At 74.0% G+C, this 16,693-nt stretch carries 13 protein-coding genes and 1 pseudogene; 11 read left to right on the top strand and 3 right to left on the bottom strand.

Annotated features, from left to right (window positions below; genetic code table 11):
* Positions 1-251: 251 nt before the first annotated feature.
* Both V1J52_RS06250 and V1J52_RS06245 read left to right on the top strand, forming a co-directional pair.
* Positions 252-1,046 (top strand): SDR family oxidoreductase, encoded by a 795-nt coding sequence (locus tag V1J52_RS06250; RefSeq protein WP_330138579.1) that lies wholly within the window; start codon positions 252-254, stop codon positions 1,044-1,046.
* 519 nt (positions 1,047-1,565) lie between these two features.
* Positions 1,566-1,994, top strand: coding sequence for an OsmC family protein (locus tag V1J52_RS06245; protein ID WP_330138578.1), 429 nt, complete (start codon positions 1,566-1,568; stop codon positions 1,992-1,994).
* A 113-nt stretch (positions 1,995-2,107) separates the two neighbouring features.
* Here V1J52_RS06245 and V1J52_RS06240 read toward each other — a convergent pair whose 3' ends face one another.
* Complete coding sequence (locus V1J52_RS06240; protein ID WP_443075728.1) at positions 2,108-2,482, bottom strand: DUF192 domain-containing protein; 375 nt, start codon at positions 2,480-2,482, stop codon at positions 2,108-2,110.
* A gap of 44 nt (positions 2,483-2,526) precedes the next feature.
* Here V1J52_RS06240 and V1J52_RS06235 point away from each other — a divergent pair, with 44 nt between their 5' ends.
* Positions 2,527-3,255 carry a prepilin peptidase gene (locus tag V1J52_RS06235; RefSeq protein ID WP_330138577.1) on the top strand — a complete coding sequence of 243 codons (729 nt, stop codon included), beginning with the start codon at positions 2,527-2,529 and terminating at the stop codon, positions 3,253-3,255.
* Positions 3,256-3,430: 175 nt separating this feature from the next.
* On the opposite strand, the pseudogene mgrA reads toward V1J52_RS06235, so the two are convergent.
* Positions 3,431-4,480, bottom strand: a pseudogene (mgrA, locus tag V1J52_RS06230) (L-glyceraldehyde 3-phosphate reductase).
* 223 nt (positions 4,481-4,703) lie between these two features.
* Between mgrA and V1J52_RS06225 the strand changes: the two are divergent.
* The 4 genes from V1J52_RS06225 to V1J52_RS06210 all read left to right on the top strand — a co-directional run bounded on the left by V1J52_RS06225 (position 4,704) and on the right by V1J52_RS06210 (position 9,959).
* Positions 4,704-5,471, top strand: a complete 768-nt coding sequence (locus V1J52_RS06225; protein WP_330138576.1) for an isoprenyl transferase — start codon at positions 4,704-4,706, stop codon at positions 5,469-5,471.
* Between the two features lie 307 nt (positions 5,472-5,778).
* A complete protein-coding gene (gene phoH2 / locus V1J52_RS06220; RefSeq protein ID WP_330138575.1) occupies positions 5,779-7,110 on the top strand; it encodes an RNA 5'-3' helicase PhoH2 in 1,332 nt (443 codons plus the stop codon).
* A 495-nt stretch (positions 7,111-7,605) separates the two neighbouring features.
* A complete protein-coding gene (locus V1J52_RS06215) occupies positions 7,606-8,328 on the top strand; it encodes an aggregation-promoting factor C-terminal-like domain-containing protein (protein ID WP_330138574.1) in 723 nt (240 codons plus the stop codon).
* A gap of 158 nt (positions 8,329-8,486) precedes the next feature.
* On the top strand, positions 8,487-9,959 hold the full coding sequence (locus V1J52_RS06210; protein WP_330138573.1) for an AI-2E family transporter: 1,473 nt from the start codon (positions 8,487-8,489) through the stop codon (positions 9,957-9,959).
* A gap of 76 nt (positions 9,960-10,035) precedes the next feature.
* Here V1J52_RS06210 and V1J52_RS06205 read toward each other — a convergent pair whose 3' ends face one another.
* Entirely contained in the window at positions 10,036-11,826 is a 1,791-nt protein-coding gene (locus V1J52_RS06205) for an alpha/beta hydrolase (RefSeq protein ID WP_330138572.1), read from the bottom strand.
* A gap of 408 nt (positions 11,827-12,234) precedes the next feature.
* On the opposite strand from V1J52_RS06205, the gene V1J52_RS06200 reads away from it, so the two are divergent.
* From V1J52_RS06200 to V1J52_RS06185, 4 genes are all read left to right on the top strand, one after another.
* Positions 12,235-12,762 carry an excalibur calcium-binding domain-containing protein gene (locus tag V1J52_RS06200; RefSeq protein WP_330138571.1) on the top strand — a complete coding sequence of 176 codons (528 nt, stop codon included), beginning with the start codon at positions 12,235-12,237 and terminating at the stop codon, positions 12,760-12,762.
* 244 nt (positions 12,763-13,006) lie between these two features.
* A complete protein-coding gene (locus tag V1J52_RS06195; RefSeq protein ID WP_330138570.1) occupies positions 13,007-13,531 on the top strand; it encodes a PadR family transcriptional regulator in 525 nt (174 codons plus the stop codon).
* Entirely contained in the window at positions 13,528-14,244 is a 717-nt protein-coding gene (locus tag V1J52_RS06190; RefSeq protein WP_330138569.1) for an ABC transporter ATP-binding protein, read from the top strand. Before V1J52_RS06195 ends, V1J52_RS06190 begins: the two co-directional genes overlap by 4 nt.
* Positions 14,241-16,580 carry an FtsX-like permease family protein gene (locus tag V1J52_RS06185; RefSeq protein ID WP_330138568.1) on the top strand — a complete coding sequence of 780 codons (2,340 nt, stop codon included), beginning with the start codon at positions 14,241-14,243 and terminating at the stop codon, positions 16,578-16,580. Before V1J52_RS06190 ends, V1J52_RS06185 begins: the two co-directional genes overlap by 4 nt.
* Positions 16,581-16,693 lie beyond the last annotated feature (113 nt).

The following is a 16,693-nucleotide window of genomic DNA, read 5'->3' as shown; positions in this document are numbered from 1 at the left end:
TAGAAGATTTGCTCACGCGACATCAAGATGTTTCGCAGATCTGCTTTGAGTCACACTGGCGAGAACAGTGCCCGGCATCCGATGACTTTGCTCTGCGAATATGCCGCAAACCCCGGGTGGAGTGCGGAGCGGGAGGGTGCGCACGGAGGTGCGGGGAGGGAACGGCGCCGTGCCGCGTCCGCCGTGTTCGCGTGGCCCGCGCGTGGGCACCCGCCAGACACGCGAACGGGCGGCACCGAGAAGGAGACAGCATGGATCAGCAGCGCACCGCCGTGGTGACCGGAGCGGATTCGGGCATCGGCCGCGCCACCGCCGTACGGCTGGCGGAGATGGGCATGGACGTGGGCATCACCTGGAACAGCGACCAGGAGGGCGCCGAGGAGACGGCGGGGGAGGTGCGCGCGCTCGGGCGCCGCGCCGAGATCGAGCACATGGACCTCTCCCTGCTGCCCGAGGCCGCCGCCGCCATCGACGCGCTCGGCGACCGGCTCGGACGGCTGGACGCGCTCGTCAACAACGCCGGGACGGGCACCTCCACCCCCTTCCTCGACCTGCACCACGAAGCGGTGCGCACGGTCATCGACATCGACCTCATCGGTCCCTTCCTGTGCTCCCAGCGCGCCGCCCGCCGCATGATCGCGCAGGGGGACGGCGGCCGGATCGTCAACGTCACCAGCGTCCACGAGCACCAGCCGCGCGTGGGTGCCGCGCCCTACTGCGCGGCCAAGGGCGGGCTCGGGCTGCTCACGCAGGTGATGGCGCTGGAACTGGCCGAGCACGGGATCAACGTCAACGCCGTGGCCCCCGGTGAGATCGCCACACCGATGACCGGCAACGAGGGCGCCGACGTCACCGAGCACCGCCGGCCCGGCGTGCCGCTGGGCAGGCCCGGGGACGCCCGAGAGGTGGCCGCGGTCGTCGCCTTCCTCGTCGGCCCGGACGGCAGCTACGTCACCGGGGCGTCCTGGCCGGTGGACGGCGGCATGCTCCGCATGGGCCCGCAGGCCGGGTCCCACCTGGAGAGCGACTCCTGGCGCCGCCCGTGACCCGCCCCGGCGCCCCGGCCGCCGCCGGGACGCTCCCCGGCGCCGCGGCGGCGCCGGGGAGTGACCGGGCGACGACCGGGCACCCGTAGCGGGAGCACCGGGGCCGGCAGCGGGCCCCGGACGCCGAGGAACAGGAGGTTCCCGTGGCAGCGCAGCGCACGTCCGCCCGGGACGGGGCGGCCCCGTCCGGAGGCCAGGTCCCGCCCCCCACCGAACCCGACCCCGTACCGCCGTCGCCGACCCCGGCACCGCCCGGCGGGCCCGAACCCGGTCCCGCGCCGGGACCCGTGCCCGGCCCCGCGCCGGAACCGCCGCGGCCCGCCCCGCCGACGCCCACGCCGCCCTCGCCCGGCCCGGCCCCCGTGCCGCCCACGCCCGGGCCCGACCCGCAGCCCTCCCCGGCCTGACGCGCGGCACACCGGCCCCCGGGTGTCCGCCCGGGGGCCGCTCGACACGGAGTCGGGCGGCGGCCAAGATGGTGATCACCGAAGACCGCACACAGGGTGAAGGGGAACCACGATGGCCACCACGCGCACCGCGAAGACGCACTGGGAAGGCAACCTGCTGGAGGGCAAGGGGTCGGTGGAGCTGGCCTCCTCCGGCGTGGGCACCTACGACGTGAGCTGGCCCTCCCGCGCCGAGCAGCCCGGCGGCCGGACGAGCCCCGAGGAGCTCATCGCGGCCGCCCACTCCTCCTGCTACTCCATGGCCTTCTCGCACGGCCTGGCGGGCAAGGGGTACACGGTGGAGAGCGTCGACACGCAGGCCGACGTCACGTTCCAGCCCGGCGAGGGCATCACCGGCATCGTGCTGAACGTGCGGGCCAGCGTGCCGGGCCTGTCCGAGGAGGACTTCCAGGCGGCCGCCGAGGACGCCAAGAAGAACTGCCCGGTCAGCCAGGCGCTCGCCGGTGTCAAGGACATCACGCTCAACGCCGAACTGGTCTGACCCGTCCGGCCCCGCGGCCCGGCCCGGCACCCGCCGGGCCGGGCCGCTCCCGTCGCCCGGGTCCTCGCCCGCCGCCCCCGAACCCTTCGCCGGGCTCCGGCCGCGCCCACCGCTCAGTCATCGGCCGGTTCCACGGCCACCCGCACGCCGCGCCGCAGCCCCCACCCGGCCATCGTCCCGGCGGCCGACTCCACCACGTGCCGCGCCCGCGGGCGGGGCAGCCCGAGCCGTCCCGGCTGCATGGTGCGCACGGCCAGCACCCGCAGGTCGCGGGAGAGGTAGGCGACGTCGAGGGGGAAGCGCATGCGGAACGTGTGGACGCCGCCGGCCGGGGTGAGCAGCAGGGCGCCCACCACGGTGTCGCGGCCCAGCAGGCCGCGGCTGCGGGCACGGAAGGTGGCGGCGATCTCCAGCGGGACGGCCGTCGCGCCGACGCGCAGGACGGCCGGGCCCTCGGGCCAGCGCGGGCGGTGCGGGAAGGGACTCACACCGGCGCAACCTACCCGCGTCGCCGCGTCCGTAGGCTCGGGGCGTGGCTGAACTCCTCGTCGTCGCGGCGGCCGCGGCCTACGGCGCCGCCGCCGGGCCGCTCACCGCCCGGCCCGCCTTCCGGCTGTCCGTCCCCGAGGACGCGCCCCGCGCGGACCGGTGCCCCGGCGGCCACCCGCTGCCGGGGTGGCTCGGGCCGGGTCGGTGCCGGCCGTGCGGGGGGACGGCGTACGGCCCCTCCGGCCGGCTCCTCGCGTTGCTCACCGCGGCGGTGTGCGCCGGTCTGGCGGCCGGTGCGGGGCCGCGCCCCGAGCTGGTGGTGTGGCTGCTGCTGACCCCCGCCCTGGTGCTGCTCGCCGCCGTGGACCGGTCCGTGCACCGGCTGCCGGACGCCGTCACGCTGCCGCTCGCCGCCGCGGCGCCCGCCCTGCTCGGGCTCGCCGCCCTGCTCCCGGAGGCGGCCGGGAGCTGGCCGGGCGCCCTGCTGGGCGGCGCGGTCCTGGGCGTTGCCTACTTTGTGCTGTTTCTCATCAACCCGCGCGGTATGGGCTTCGGTGACGTGAAGCTCGCGGTCACCTGTGGGACGGCCCTCGGCTGGTACGGCTGGGGGGTGGTGCTGTGGGGCACGTTCGCGGCGTTCGTGCTGGCCGCGGCGTACGGGTGGGGCCTCGTCCTGCTCGGCCGGGCCCGCCGCACGTCCGCCCTGCCGTTCGGCCCGTTCATGGTGTTCGGCACGCTGGCGGCGCTCACCGCCGGGGGACTGGCGGTGTGATTCCGGCCGGGTCTGCGCGGAGCACGCCCGGGGAGGGGCTATGGTGGAATCCCCCCTCGGGCCGGTCCGTATCCCCCCCCACGGACCGGCCCGCTTTCCGTTGCGGGCCCGCTCCAGGGCCGGTGGGGGCCGCCCGGTCCGCGCGGACACCCGGCGTGGCCAACCCGGCGGCGGCTCAGCTCTCGCTGCTGCGGGCCCACAGGTTCACACCCGGCGCCGAGACCGCGTGCGTGTCGATCTCCGCCAGCTCCTCCGCCGTCAGCGCGGGCGCGTCCAGCGCGGCGACATTGGCCTCCAGCTGCGCCACGCTGCTCGCCCCGATCAGCGCCGACGTCATCCGCTCGTCCCGCAGTACCCAGGCCAGCGCGAGCTGGGCCAGGCTCTGCCCGCGCCGCGCGGCCAGCGCGTCGAGGGCGCGCAGCCGCCGCACCACGTCCTCCGTCAGCAGGCCCGGGTCCAGTGAGGTGCCGCGGCTGGCCCGGGAGCCCTCGGGCACGCCGTTCAGGTACGTGTCGGTCAGCAGGCCCTGGGCGAGCGGGGCAAGGCGACGCATCCCATGCCCGCGTCCTTGAGGGTGCCCAGCAGCCCGTCCTCCTCCGCCCACCGGTTGATCATGGAGTAGGACGGCTGGTGGACCAGCGGTCGCACCCCCATGCCGCGCAGCAGCGCCACCGCCTCCCGGGTCCGCGCCGAGTTGTACGAGGACAGCCCCGCGTACCGGGCCTTGCCCTGCTGCACCGCGGTGGCCAGGGCACCCATCGTCTCCTCCAGCGGGGTGTGGGGATCGAAGCGGTGCGAGCAGAGGATGTCGACGTGGTCCAGGCCCGTCCGGCGCAGCGAGGCGTCCAGGGACGACAGGAGGTACTTGCGCGAGCCCCACTCCCCGTACGGCCCGGGGTGCATGAGGTAGCCGGCCTTGGTGGAGATGACGAGTTCGTCGCGGTGCCCGGAAGTCCCGGGCGAAGACCGTGCCGAAGTTCCGCTCGGCCGAGCCGGGCGGCGGGCCGTAGTCGTTGGCCAGGTCGAAGTGCGTGACGCCCAGGTCGAAGGCGCGGCGCAGGATGGCGCGCTGGGTCTCCGGGCAGCGGTCGTCGCCGAAGTTGTGCCACAGCCCCAGGGAGACGGCGGGCAGCCTGAGCCCGCTGCGGCCGCTGCGGCGGTACTCCATGGTGGTGTAGCGGGTGTCCGCCGCGCGGTGGTGCGGGGTGCCGGAGGTGCTCGTCATGCCCCGTGCCTGTCACGCGGCCCGCCCGGCGTTCCGGGTGCGCGGCCCCGGTGTGCGTCGGTGGGCGCCCGGTGCGCGGACCCCGCCCGTCCCGTACCGCCTCGCCCCGCGCGACGCGCCGTTATCACCGACCTGTGACACGTCCGGGTGAGTCGCGGTGCCGAACTGGCAGTAGGCTTCCCGTGGCTTGGGACGGCGGCAGTCGAAGGGGCGGACGGCACAGATGAAGGAGAAGCTGCGCAACCTGGTGGTTCGCCTCTACTCCCGCCGGGTGGAGGGCCACCTGGACCACGCGCAGGTCCCCAAGCACATCGGCGTGATCCTGGACGGGAACCGCCGCTGGGCGAAGGCGTCCGGCGGTACCACGGTGGAGGGCCACCGGGCGGGCGCGGAGAAGATCAGCGAGATGCTGGGCTGGTGCGCCGAGACGGACGTCGAGGTGGTCACCCTGTGGATGCTGTCCACGGACAACCTCGACCGGCCCGCCGAGGAGCTGGAGCCGCTGCTGGGCATCATCGAGGACACCGTGCGCCGCCTGGCGGCGGACGGGCGCTGGCGGGTCCACCACGTCGGCACCCTCGACCTGCTGCCCGGCCACACCCAGCGGGTGCTGAAGGAGGCCGAGGCGCTGGCCGGGGACCGCGACGGGATACTCGTCAACGTCGCCGTCGGCTACGGAGGCCGCCAGGAGATCACCGACGCCGTGCGGTCGCTGCTCACCGAACGCGCCGGACGCGGCCAGACGCTGTCCGACCTGGCCGACACCCTCACCATCGACGACATCGCCGAGCACCTCTACACGCGTGGACAGCCCGACCCCGACCTCGTCATCCGCACCAGTGGCGAGCAGCGGCTCTCCGGCTTCATGCTGTGGCAGAGCGCGCACTCCGAGTACCACTTCTGCGACGTGTTCTGGCCCGCCTTCCGCAAGGTGGACTTCCTGCGGGCCCTGCGCGACTACGCGGCCCGGCACCGCCGTTACGGCGGCTGACGCCGCGCGCCTCCCGCTCACCCGGCCCGCCGTTCACCGCGAGATGCCGGAATGTTCGCCTCCCTGACGGCATATGCCAAGGCATGCGGCGCGGCGTAGGTGGGAATATCCCTGGCAGGCTGACGCCCGATCACCGGGCGCCGGCCTCGGGAGGCCCCTTGCGAACCACGGACGACGCACCCGCGGTGCGGAGGACGGGGAGGGCCGGTGCCCGGCCCGCGCGCAGCGGCCGGCCCGGTCCGTTCCGCAGCGGCGCGCACGCCGCGCACGCCGCGCACCATCCTCGGCCGAGGGGGTTCGTCCTTCCGTGGTGACCAGCAAGAAGCGCCGCGACAACGACCGGCGCACCTATGTGATCGACACCAGCGTCCTGCTCGCCGACCCGGCGGCCATGGCCCGTTTCGACGAGCACGAGGTCGTGCTCCCCGTGGTGGTGGTCACGGAGCTCGAAGCCAAGCGACACCACCCCGAGCTGGGCTACTTCGCCCGGCAGGCCCTGCGGCGGCTGGACGAGTACCGCGTCCGCTTCGGCCGTCTGGACGCCCCCATCCCCATCGGCGCACTCGGCGGCACCCTGCGGGTGGAGCTGAACCACTCCGACCCCGGCATCCTGCCGGCCGGCTTCCGGCTGGGGGACAACGACTCGCGCATCCTCGCCGTGGCCCGCAACCTCCAGGCCGAGGGGTACGACGTCACCGTCGTCTCCAAGGACCTGCCGCTGCGCATCAAGGCATCGTCGGTCGGGCTGCTCGCCGAGGAGTACCGCGCGGAGCTGGCCGTCACCGACTCCGGGTGGACGGGCATGAGCGAGCTGACGCTGCCCGGTGACGCGATCGACGAACTGTTCGCGGCCGACGGCGCGGACACGGTCACCGTGCCCCAGGCGGCGGAACTGCCGGTCCACACCGGGCTGGTGCTCCAGTCGGAGAAGGGCCGCGCGCTCGGCCGGGTGACACCCGACGGGCAGGTCAGGCTGGTGCGCGGCGACCGCGAGGCGTTCGGCATCCACGGCCGCTCGGCCGAGCAGCGGATCGCGCTCGACCTCCTGCTCGACCCGGACGTCGGCATCGTCTCCCTCGGCGGCCGGGCGGGCACGGGCAAGTCGGCACTGGCGCTGTGCGCGGGGCTCGAAGCGGTCATGGAGAGACGGCAGCACCGCAAGGTCATGGTCTTCAGGCCGCTGTACGCGGTCGGCGGCCAGGATCTCGGCTACCTGCCGGGCACGGCCGACGAGAAGATGAACCCGTGGGCGCAGGCCGTCTTCGACACGCTGTCGGCGGTCACCTCGCGGGAGGTCATCGAGGAGGTCGTGGCGCGCGGCATGCTGGAGGTCCTGCCGCTCACGCACATCCGCGGCCGTTCGCTGCACGACGCGTTCGTCATCGTGGACGAGGCGCAGTCCCTGGAGCGCAACGTGCTGCTCACGGTGCTCTCCCGGATCGGTCAGGACTCCCGCGTCGTGCTCACCCACGACGTCGCCCAGCGGGACAACCTGCGGGTGGGCCGGTACGACGGCGTGGCGGCGGTGGTGGAGCGGCTCAAGGGCCACCCGCTGTTCGCGCACGTCACCCTCTCCCGCTCCGAACGCTCGCCGATCGCCGCGCTGGTGACCGAGATGCTGGAAGAAGGGCGCCTCTGACCCCGGGCCACTCGGGCCGAGCCGGTGCCCGCGGCGGAACCCCGCCGCGGGCACCGGCTTTTCCGGCGTCGCCCGCCCCGGCCGGGACGAAGGGGGGAAATACCGCTGAACCGGGCACGCGTCACCGGCGAGGCGCAGGAGCCTACTCACGGCCCGGCCGGTTACGCTCGCGTTTCGGCAATTCCCCGGAAGGGAACGGCGTGTGAGCTTTCACACGCCACGCAGAATTGCCAGGGTGCCCGCCCGTCCGGCAGGGTGTGGAACTTGTCAGGCCCCGCATACGGCGCAGGGGCACCCCCAGGGGTGCAGCACCACACAACTCAACAGCCAACTCAGCCGTATGCCGCCCGAGAAGCACCACGCGGGTTCCGCTTGGGACCCAGCCGGGCCCGTACCTCCTGTGGCCATGTACACGCATGTACGACGGAGGGCAGTGCCAGGGGCACGATTGCGCCCGCGGGGTCACCACAGCGGGCAACTGTGGAAGGAAACTGTGTGACTGCTCGGATTTCGGTCCGGGGATTCGCCGTGGCGTCCGCCACCGCGGTCACCACCGTCGGAGCTGTCGTCGGTGTGGCCTCCGGGAGCCAGCAGGACGCGGCGGAGCCCGTCGAGTTCGTCGCCTCCGACGCGACGCTGCTCGCCGACATTCCGGTGGACGGCAACACCCAGGTGCAGACCGCCTCCCTCACGCAGCAGGCCGACCGCCAGTCGGACGCCGCCAACGACGCCGTCAAGAAGCAGGCCGAGGAGAGCGCCCGGAAGCAGGCCGCCAAGGACGCCGAGGCCCGGAAGCAGGCCGAGGAGGAGCGCAAGCGCAAGGAGGCCGAGGAGGCCGCCAAGAAGCGCGAGGAAGAGCGCCAGGCCGCGGCCAGCCGCAGCGCCGAGCGGTCGGCGTCCGCGTCCTTCCCGCAGCAGTCCTCCTACAGCGTCGCCGAGGTGCAGGCGATGGCCCAGCAGATCGTGGGCGGCGGCCAGTACCAGTGCTTCTCCAACATCGTGGAGCGGGAGAGCACCTGGAACTACCAGGCCACCAACCCCTCCTCCGGGGCCTACGGCCTCGTCCAGGCGCTGCCGGCCTCGAAGATGTCCTCGGTCGGCGCCGACTGGCGCACCAACCCGGCCACGCAGATCAAGTGGGGCCTGAAGTACATGAACGAGCGGTACGGCAGCCCCTGCGGCGCCTGGGAGTGGTGGCAGGTCAACCACTGGTACTGAGTCCGCGCCGCGCGCTCGCCACACCAGGTGCGACGCCCCTGTTCCCGCCGGCCGGGACCGGGGGCGTCGCGCGTTGCGCCGAAGGCAACCCCGCGGGCCGGTAACGTCGTCCCTCGGTGGGACAGGACCGGTTTCGAGCGGGGGCGAAGGACAACACCATGTCAGGACTTGACCGGCTGACGTCGGGGGCCGGGCGTCTGCTGTCGCGGATGGCCGACTTCCGCCAGCGGGCGGAGGAACAGCGCGAGCGACGCGACCACGAGCGCGGCCTGCCGACGGAGGAGGAGAGGGCCCAGCCGGTGCCGCCTGCGGCGCCCTCCCCCTCCGAACAGCCGCCGGCGCCCGCCACCGTCATCCCGTGGGGGCTGCGGGTGGCGTCGGAGGCCGGGTGGCGGCTGCTCGTCCTCGCGGGGGTCGTGTGGGTGCTGATCCAGGTGATCGGCGCCATCAGCCTGCTCATCATCGCCTTCTCGGCGGGCCTGCTCATCACCGCGCTGCTCCAGCCCACCGTGGCCCGGCTGCGGCGCTGGGGGCTCGGGCGGGGCCTGGCCACGGCCGCCACCTTCATCAGCGGCTTCGCGGTGATGGGCCTCATCGGCTGGTTCGTGGTCTGGCAGGTCATCGAGAACCAGGAGGACCTGACCCGCCAGGTGCAGGACGGCATCGACGAGCTGCGGAACTGGATACTGAACAGCCCCTTCCAGGTCACCGAGGACCAGCTCAACGACTCCGTCGACACCATCAACCAGTGGATCGGGGAGCACAGCCAGGAGCTCACGAGCGCGGGACTCCAGGGCGCCTCCTACATCGTCACCTTCTTCACCGGCGCGGCCCTCACCGCGTTCGTCTGCCTCTTCCTGCTCTACGACGGCCGCCGCATCTGGCAGTGGTTCCTGAAGTTCGTGCCGCTCGCCGCGCGCGAGGGCGTGGCCGGCGCGGGCCCGCGGGCGTGGGTCACGCTCACCGGCTACGTGCGCGGCACGGTGATAGTGGCCTTCATCGACGCCATCGGCATCGGGCTGGGCATCTGGGTCCTGGGAGTACCGCTGGCGGTGCCACTGGGCGTCATCGTCTTCCTGTCCGCCTTCGTCCCGGTGGTCGGCGCACTCGCCTCCGGGGCGCTGGCGGTCGTCGTCGCCTTCGTCACCAACGGCCTGGTGACCGCGCTCCTGGTGCTCGGGGTCGTGCTGCTGGTGCAGCAGATCGAAGGCAACGTCCTCCAGCCGCTGATCCTGGGCCGCATGGTGCAGGTGCACCCGCTGGCGGTCGTGCTCACCGTCACCGGCGGTTCGCTGCTCGCGGGCATCCCCGGCGCGGTGCTCGCGGTGCCGCTCGTCGCGGTCACCAACACGGTGGTCACCTACCTGCGGGCGTACGCGGAGTCCCGCAGCGCGCAGCCGCGCGCGGTCAGCGGCTCCACCGCGCTCGGGCTGTCCCCGGCGGTGCCGCCCTCGATGCCGGGGGCGAAGGAGCCGCCGAGCGGGGCGGTGGACGCCACCCAGGCCGTCGCCCGGGAGCTGGCCAGGGCCGAACGGGCCGCCGCCGGCGCCCCGGAGGAACCCGGCGGCGCGGCGGGGGAGCCGGAGCCGCCGCCGGGGCGGGGCGAGGCGGACGGGGGACGCCGCCCGTAGGGCGCGCCGTCCCGGTCCCCGCGCACCGCTGCGGGGAACGGGCCGGGCGGGCACGTGCGGCGCCGTGCGGTGCGCGTCAGTACGGTGACTCGTGGGCCTCGGCGAATGCCTTGAGCCGGAGCGTGTCGGCGTCCGTCCAGCCCGCGGGGGGCAGCACCGCCGCCCAGCCCTCCACCGCGTTCGTGCCGTAGCGGTGGCCGTGCGGCGCCGCCACGCCGTAGGACGTGCCCATGTCCACGGCCGTCTGCCAGAAGGTGACGAAGGGGAACCAGTTGACCTCCTCCGTCACGTCCGGGCCCAGCGGTTCCTCCAGCCACTCCGGAGGCTGGACGGCCAGCTCCGGCGACCACCACACGATCGGGTCCGAGGCGTTCTGCAGGTACACCACCCGCGGCCACTCCCACACGGCGCCCGCCGGCTGGAGCAGGTCCCGCTGGGGGTACTGCGCGAACCGGACGTTCCGCCCGCCGTCGTACACCGGCCGCCACACCGGGCTCCCCGGGTCGCGGCCCTCGGTGACCTCCGTCCACAGCGGGCTGTAGTTGGGCGGGCCCACCAGGAGGGCGCCGTCGGTCGAGGCCAGGAGGTCGTCGATGCCGTCGAAGGAGTCCTCGACGGCGGTGGCCCCCATGGACTCGCCGAACGCGACGAGCTTCGGCCGCTCGGCCTCCGGCATGCGCGCCAGGCGTTGCCGCACGGCGTCGACCAGCTCCCGTGTCGCCCTGCCCGCCTCCTGGCGGTCCACCACGAACGAGACCCAGCTCGGCAGGTACGAATACTGCAGGGCGACGATGGCGGTGTCGCCGTTGTACAGGTACTCCAGCGGTTCGGCGGTGCGGGCGTCGATCCAGCCGCTGCCCGTCGTCCCGGCGATGGCCAGCACCTCGCGGTCGAACCCCCCGGTGCGTTCCAGCTCGGCCACGGCCAGCTCCGCCTGTTCGGCGTACCCGTCGGCCGCGGCCCGGCCCACGTACACCCGCACCGGCTCCATCGCCTCGCCTCCGGTGAACGTGCTGATCTGCTCGGCGGACAGCACGCTGCCGGTGAAGTTGCGCCCCTGGTAGCCCAGGTCGTCCCAGGAGATCAGGGACGCGGGGCTGCCCGAGACGTACGGTGAGTCCGACGGGACGACGCCCTCCTTGGTGCTCTGGTCCGTGTTCGCCGCGATGTGCGAGGCGAGGTCCACGACGCCCCGCTCGAAGACGACGTCCTTGGCGCCGAAGGTCACCACCAGTGCGCTCACCAGCAGCCCGACGGTGACCGCGACCGGCTTCGGAACGAAGCGCAGCAGGCCGCGGATGAGCTGCCGGGTGCCGAGCCGGATGACGCGGGCGACCAGCAGCACCACCCAGCACAGCGCCATCGCCAGCAGCGCGATCATCATCGAGTGCCAGGTGAGCGTGGGCGGGAGTTCCTGGAGCTTGCGCAGCTCGCGCTGCATCCGGGCGCTCTCGCCCAGCAGCACGACGGTGAAGAACAGGCCCAGCGCCCAGTAGGCCTGCCAGGCGCGGGCCCGGACGCGCCGCTGCACGGCCTCGCCCGGGCGGCGCCGCACGAGCACCGGGACGACCCAGCTGAGCAGGCACCCGATCCCGTAGCCGATCGCCGCGGTGATGCCTCCGACGACCCCCTGGAGGTACCAGGGGCGCGGCACCAGGGAGGGGGTGAGGGAGAGCCAGAAGAAGACGGTGGCGACGGTGGTGGCCGTGAGGTCCGGCCAGCGCCGCACCAGCCAGGTGTCGTGGGGGCGCTCCCAGTACGGCGCGCGCAGGACGTCGAGGGCGCGGCGGCCGGCCTGCTGCCAGGGCGTGAGGAGGCCCGGCTCCTGCGCAGGAGCGGGAACCCGTTCCCCCGCGGTGTCGAGCATCGAGATCTCCCGGCTGTCAGTACCTGACGTCAGCGTCACGGTATTGGATGACTCGCCCGCTCCAGTGGACGCATCGGTGGATTCAGGGGTTGTGAGAGGGCACACCCCGCCCGGTCGTGGCGGGCGGCCGGGCGCGGTCGAGGGCGTGGGCGGGCGGGCCGCGGGTGCCCGGGGGGTCGGGAGCCGCTCCAGTCTGCCGACTGCGGGATCACCGCACATCCGCTTTTCCGCGGGGCTCCGGCGCGCGTACGGGAAATCGACCGTATCGCGTGGTGCCGGAGCGTAGTGCTGCGGCCACTGCGGTATTACCATCTGCTCCACCCCGCTCAGGAGCCTCGTGTGGCACGGGTCACACCTCATCGGCGGGACGCGACGGTACGTGCCGTCGCGCGCGGATTTGGGGGGCCGATGACGCAGACGCCAGGGCAGCAGTGGGGGCCACCGCCGCCCGTGCCACCACCCGCACCGGCCGGGCAGCCGGACAGCAGGCCGATGCGGAAGCGGCCGAAGTTCTGGGCCGCCGTCGCCGTCACGTACGTGCTCGCCTTCTCCTGTGCCGCCGTCGTCGGCGGGGACGGGGAGGAGTCCGGGGGCGGCGGGGAGCAGGCGGCGGCCTCCGCCCCGGCGGCACGGGAGGACGCGCGGCCGGCGGCCACGGTCACCGCGACCGTCACGGCCGATCCGGAGCCGCGCCCGGAGGTGACGGTCACGGAGGCGGTGGAGGTGAGGGTCACCGAGACCGTCACGGCGGAGCCCGCGGTCGTCGACGCGGGGGACGTGGGCGGTGCCGGCGGCGGAGGGGGCGACGACGGCGGGAGCGTCTCCTACGCGAACTGCTCGGCGGCCAGGGCGGCCGGCGCGGCCCCCGTCCGCGTGGGCGATCCCGGGTACGGCCGTCACCTGGACCGGGACGGGGACGGGGTGGGATGTGAGTGAACGGCGCCGCCCCTGAGGGCGGCGTCCGGCGGCGGCCCTGGGCCCCGGCACCGCCCGGTGCCGGGGCCCAGGGCCGTCCAGTGCCGGGACGGGGGCCGCGCCCGGGTGCCGCCTCCCGCGGGGGCGGTCAGCGCGCTGCGCGGTGCCGCGTGACATCGGGCGCGATGCCGCAGGTCACACGTTTCTCCACAGCCGCCCGGAGGGCTATGCACCAGGTGTATACCCGTGGTGTACAGTCCTCCGCATGTCCATCAGCCACACCCTTCTGGGGCTCCTGGAGGCCGGGCCCAGTCACGGGTACGACCTCAAACGCGCCTTCGACGAGCGGTTCCGGCAGAACCGGCCGCTCCACTACGGGCAGGTCTACGCGACGATGTCGCGGCTGCTGAAGAACGGCCTGGTCGAGGTCGACGGCATAGAGGCGGGGGAGGGCCCCGAGCGCAAGCGGTACGCCATCACCGACGCCGGGGTCACCGACGTCGCGCAGTGGCTGGAACGCGCGGAGAAGCCGGAGCCCTACCTCCAGTCCACGCTCTACACCAAGGTCGTCCTCGCCCTGCTCACCGGCCGGGACGCGGCGGGCCTGCTGGACACCCAGCGCGCCGAGCACCTGCGCCTGATGCGGGAGCTGACCCGTCGCAAGAACGGGGGCGATCTGGCCGACCAGCTCATCTGCGACCACGCCCTGTTCCACCTGGAGGCCGACCTGCGGTGGCTCGAACTGACCGCCGCCCGCCTCGACCGGCTCGCCCAGGAGGTAGCCGTATGACCGCCGAGACCACCACCGGCCCGCCCTCCGGGGCGCTGCTGCGCGCCACCGGGCTGCACAAGACCTACGGGACGACACCCGCGCTGGCCGGGGCCGACTTCGCCATCCACCCCGGTGAGGTCGTCGCCGTCATGGGCCCCTCGGGCTCGGGCAAGTCCACGCTGCTGCACTGCCTGGCGGGCATCGTCGCGCCGGACGCGGGCGCGGTGCACTACCGGGGGCACGAACTGTCGGCCATGTCGGACGCCGAGCGCAGCGCCCTGCGCCGGGGCGAGTTCGGCTTCGTCTTCCAGTTCGGCCAGCTCGTGCCCGAGCTGACCTGCACGGAGAACGTCGCCCTGCCGCTGCGGCTCGCCGGGGTGGAACGCAAACCCGCCGAGGCCAGGGCCCGGGAGTGGCTGGAGCGCCTGGAGGTGGACGACGTGCGGCACCACCGACCCGGGCAGGTCTCCGGCGGCCAGGGGCAGCGCGTGGCCATCGCCCGCGCCCTGGTGGGCACGCCGCGCGTGGTGTTCGCCGACGAGCCCACGGGCGCGCTCGACTCCCTCAACGGCGAGCGGGTCATGCAGCTGCTCACCGACGCGGCACGTGACACCAGGGCGGCCGTGGTCCTGGTCACGCACGAGTCGCGGGTGGCCGCCTACTCCGACCGCGAGGTCGTCGTGCGGGACGGCAAGGCCAGGGACATGGCGGGCGTGGCGGGCGCCGCGTGATCCGCCAGTGGGGCCGCGAGCTGCTCATGGGCGCCCGCATGGCGGCGGCGGGCGGCCGCGCGGGCTGGTCCCGCACGCTGCTGACGGCGGTGGGGGTCGGTCTCGGTGTCACGGTGCTGCTGCTGGCCGCGTCCGTGCCCACCGCGATGAGCGCCAGCTCGGCGCGCACGGACGCGCGGCAGCACATGTGGCTGGGCGGTGACGAGGTCGCGGCAGGGGAGCGCACGCTCGTTCTCGCCGACGCCGGGACGGAGTTCCGGGACAAGCGTGTCTGGGGACGGCTCGTCCAGCCCGACGGGGAACGGGAGGAGGCGGTGCGGCCGCCGGGCGTGGCCGAGCTTCCGGCGCCCGGGGAGATGCTGGTCTCCCCGGCGCTGCGGGAGCTTCTGGGCACGGCCGCGGGCGCACTGCTGGCGGAGCGGTTCGACGGCGCGCGCGTCGTCGGCACGATCGGGCCGGAAGGGCTGGAGGGGCCCCGGGAGTACGCGTTCTACCTGGGCAGCGACGAGCTGACCGCCCACGAGGGCAGCACCTACCGGGTCGCCGAGTTCGGCGTGGAGGCGGATTCCGGACCGCTGGACCCGGTGCTGGTCCTGCTCGTCGTCGTGATCCTCGTGGTCCTGCTCATGCCGATCGCGGTCTTCATCGCCACGGCGGTGCGGTTCGGCGGTGAGAGCCGGGACCGGCGGCTGGCGGCGCTGCGGCTCGTGGGCGCCGACGTGAACATGACGCGGCGCATCGCCGCGGGTGAGGCGCTGTTCGGCTCGCTGCTGGGACTGGTGATCGGTGCCGGCGTGTTCCTGGCCGCCCGGTCGTTCGCGGGAGGGGTGGAGCTGTTCGGCAACAGCGTCTACCCCGGGGACATGACGCCTGCCTGGCCGCTCGCCGTGCTGATAGCCATCCTGGTGCCCGTCTCCGCCGTCGCCGTCACCCTCCTCGCGCTGCGCGGTGTGGCGATCGGACCGCTCGGCGTCTTCCGGGAGGGCACCGACCGGGGGCGCCGCCTGTGGTGGCGGCTGGTGGTCTCGGCCCTCGGCACGGCCGTGCTCGTCGCGGCCGGTTCCAAGGTCGAGGGCGGGACGGTGTCGGAGCTGTGGATCGCCACCGGGATCGTCCTCGTCCTGATCGGCATCACCTCCCTGCTGCCGTGGCTGGTCGAGCGCCTGGTGTCGCGGATGCGCGGCGGCCCGCTGTCCTGGCAGCTCGCCACGCGCAGGCTCCAGCTCAACAGCGGCATGGCGGCCCGCGCGGTCAGCGGTGTCACGGTCGCGGTGGCCGGCGCGGTGGCCCTCCAGATGCTGTTCTCCACGGTGGAGGCCCGCGACTCCCGCGCGACCGGGCAGGACCCGAGCCGGGCGCAGGTCATGGCGGAGGCCGTCGTCTCCGACGGCGCGCAGGCCGACGCCGTCCTGGCGGACTTCGCCGCGACGGAGGGCGTCCGCTCGTCGCTCGGTTTCGTCACCGGGCACGGCGTCTCCGAGGAGACCGAGCCGGACGAGAGCGGCTACCTGACCACGGTGATGGTGACGGTGGGGGACTGCGCCACGCTCCGGCAGCTCGTGCGGACGGGTCCGTGCGCGGACGGTGACGTCTACGTGGCCGCCGCTCCGGACGAGGAGTCCGGCGCTCTGCCCGCCCCCGGGGAGCGGATCGACCTCCAGGGCGCGTACGAGGTGTCGGAGCGCGGGACGCCGCGGTGGTGGACGGTACCTGACGGCGCCCAGCGGGCCGAGTCCGTCCTGGACCCGGTGGGCTGGCAGCGCAGCGGGGTGTTCGCCACCCCGGCCGCGCTGGACGTCGCCCTCATGCGGGACGGACGGGTGACGGCGATGCTCCGGACGGAGCCGGGCGCCCCGGACGTCCTCGAACACGTGCGGAACACGGCAGGCGTCACCGACCCGAGCGTCAGGGTCATGGCGCTGGTCAGCACGCGGGCCAGCTCCGAGTTCGCCTCCATCCGCAGCGGGCTGCTGATCGGCTCACTGATCGTCATGCTGCTCATCGCGGCCAGCATGATCGTGTCGACGCTGGAGCAGCTGCGCGACCGCAAGCGGCAGCTCTCCGTGCTCGTGGCCTTCGGGACGCGGCGCTCCACGCTGGGTGCCTCGGTGCTGTGGCAGACGGCGATCCCGGTGGTGCTGGGACTGCTCCTCGCGGCCGCCGGCGGTACGGGGCTCGGTGTGCTGCTGCTGGACATGGTCGGCGAGTCCGCCTCGGACTGGCTGACCTTCCTGCCGCTCGCCGGAGCGGGCCTCGGGATGATCGCGCTGGTGACGCTGGCCAGTCTGCCGTCCCTGTGGCGGCTCATGCGGCCGGACGGTCTGCGCACCGAGTGACGTCCACGTCCACGGGCGCGTGAGCCCTCGCCCCGGTGCTCCCCTGTGGCGGCCTTCCCCGAGGCCGCCACAGGGGTTAAAGTGATATCACTTTGAAAGCACACCGGCACCGC

This window comes from Streptomyces solitudinis (assembly GCF_036323765.1).
Taxonomy (GTDB): domain Bacteria; phylum Actinomycetota; class Actinomycetes; order Streptomycetales; family Streptomycetaceae; genus Streptomyces.
The sequence above is the reverse complement of the archived record's forward strand: the minus strand, read 5'-3'. Positions and strand labels throughout refer to the sequence as shown.

Bases quoted from the DNA above. Each gene is read 5' to 3' on its own strand.
- V1J52_RS06250 (WP_330138579.1), top strand. From the start codon at position 252: ATGGATCAGCAGCGCACCGCCGTGGTGACCGGAGCGGATTCGGGCATC.
- V1J52_RS06245 (WP_330138578.1), top strand. From the start codon at position 1,566: ATGGCCACCACGCGCACCGCGAAGACGCACTGGGAAGGCAACCTGCTG.
- V1J52_RS06225 (WP_330138576.1), top strand. From the start codon at position 4,704: ATGAAGGAGAAGCTGCGCAACCTGGTGGTTCGCCTCTACTCCCGCCGG.
- V1J52_RS06210 (WP_330138573.1), top strand. From the start codon at position 8,487: ATGTCAGGACTTGACCGGCTGACGTCGGGGGCCGGGCGTCTGCTGTCG.
- V1J52_RS06205 (WP_330138572.1), bottom strand. From the start codon at position 11,826: ATGCTCGACACCGCGGGGGAACGGGTTCCCGCTCCTGCGCAGGAGCCG.
- V1J52_RS06200 (WP_330138571.1), top strand. From the start codon at position 12,235: ATGACGCAGACGCCAGGGCAGCAGTGGGGGCCACCGCCGCCCGTGCCA.
- V1J52_RS06195 (WP_330138570.1), top strand. From the start codon at position 13,007: ATGTCCATCAGCCACACCCTTCTGGGGCTCCTGGAGGCCGGGCCCAGT.
- V1J52_RS06190 (WP_330138569.1), top strand. From the start codon at position 13,528: ATGACCGCCGAGACCACCACCGGCCCGCCCTCCGGGGCGCTGCTGCGC.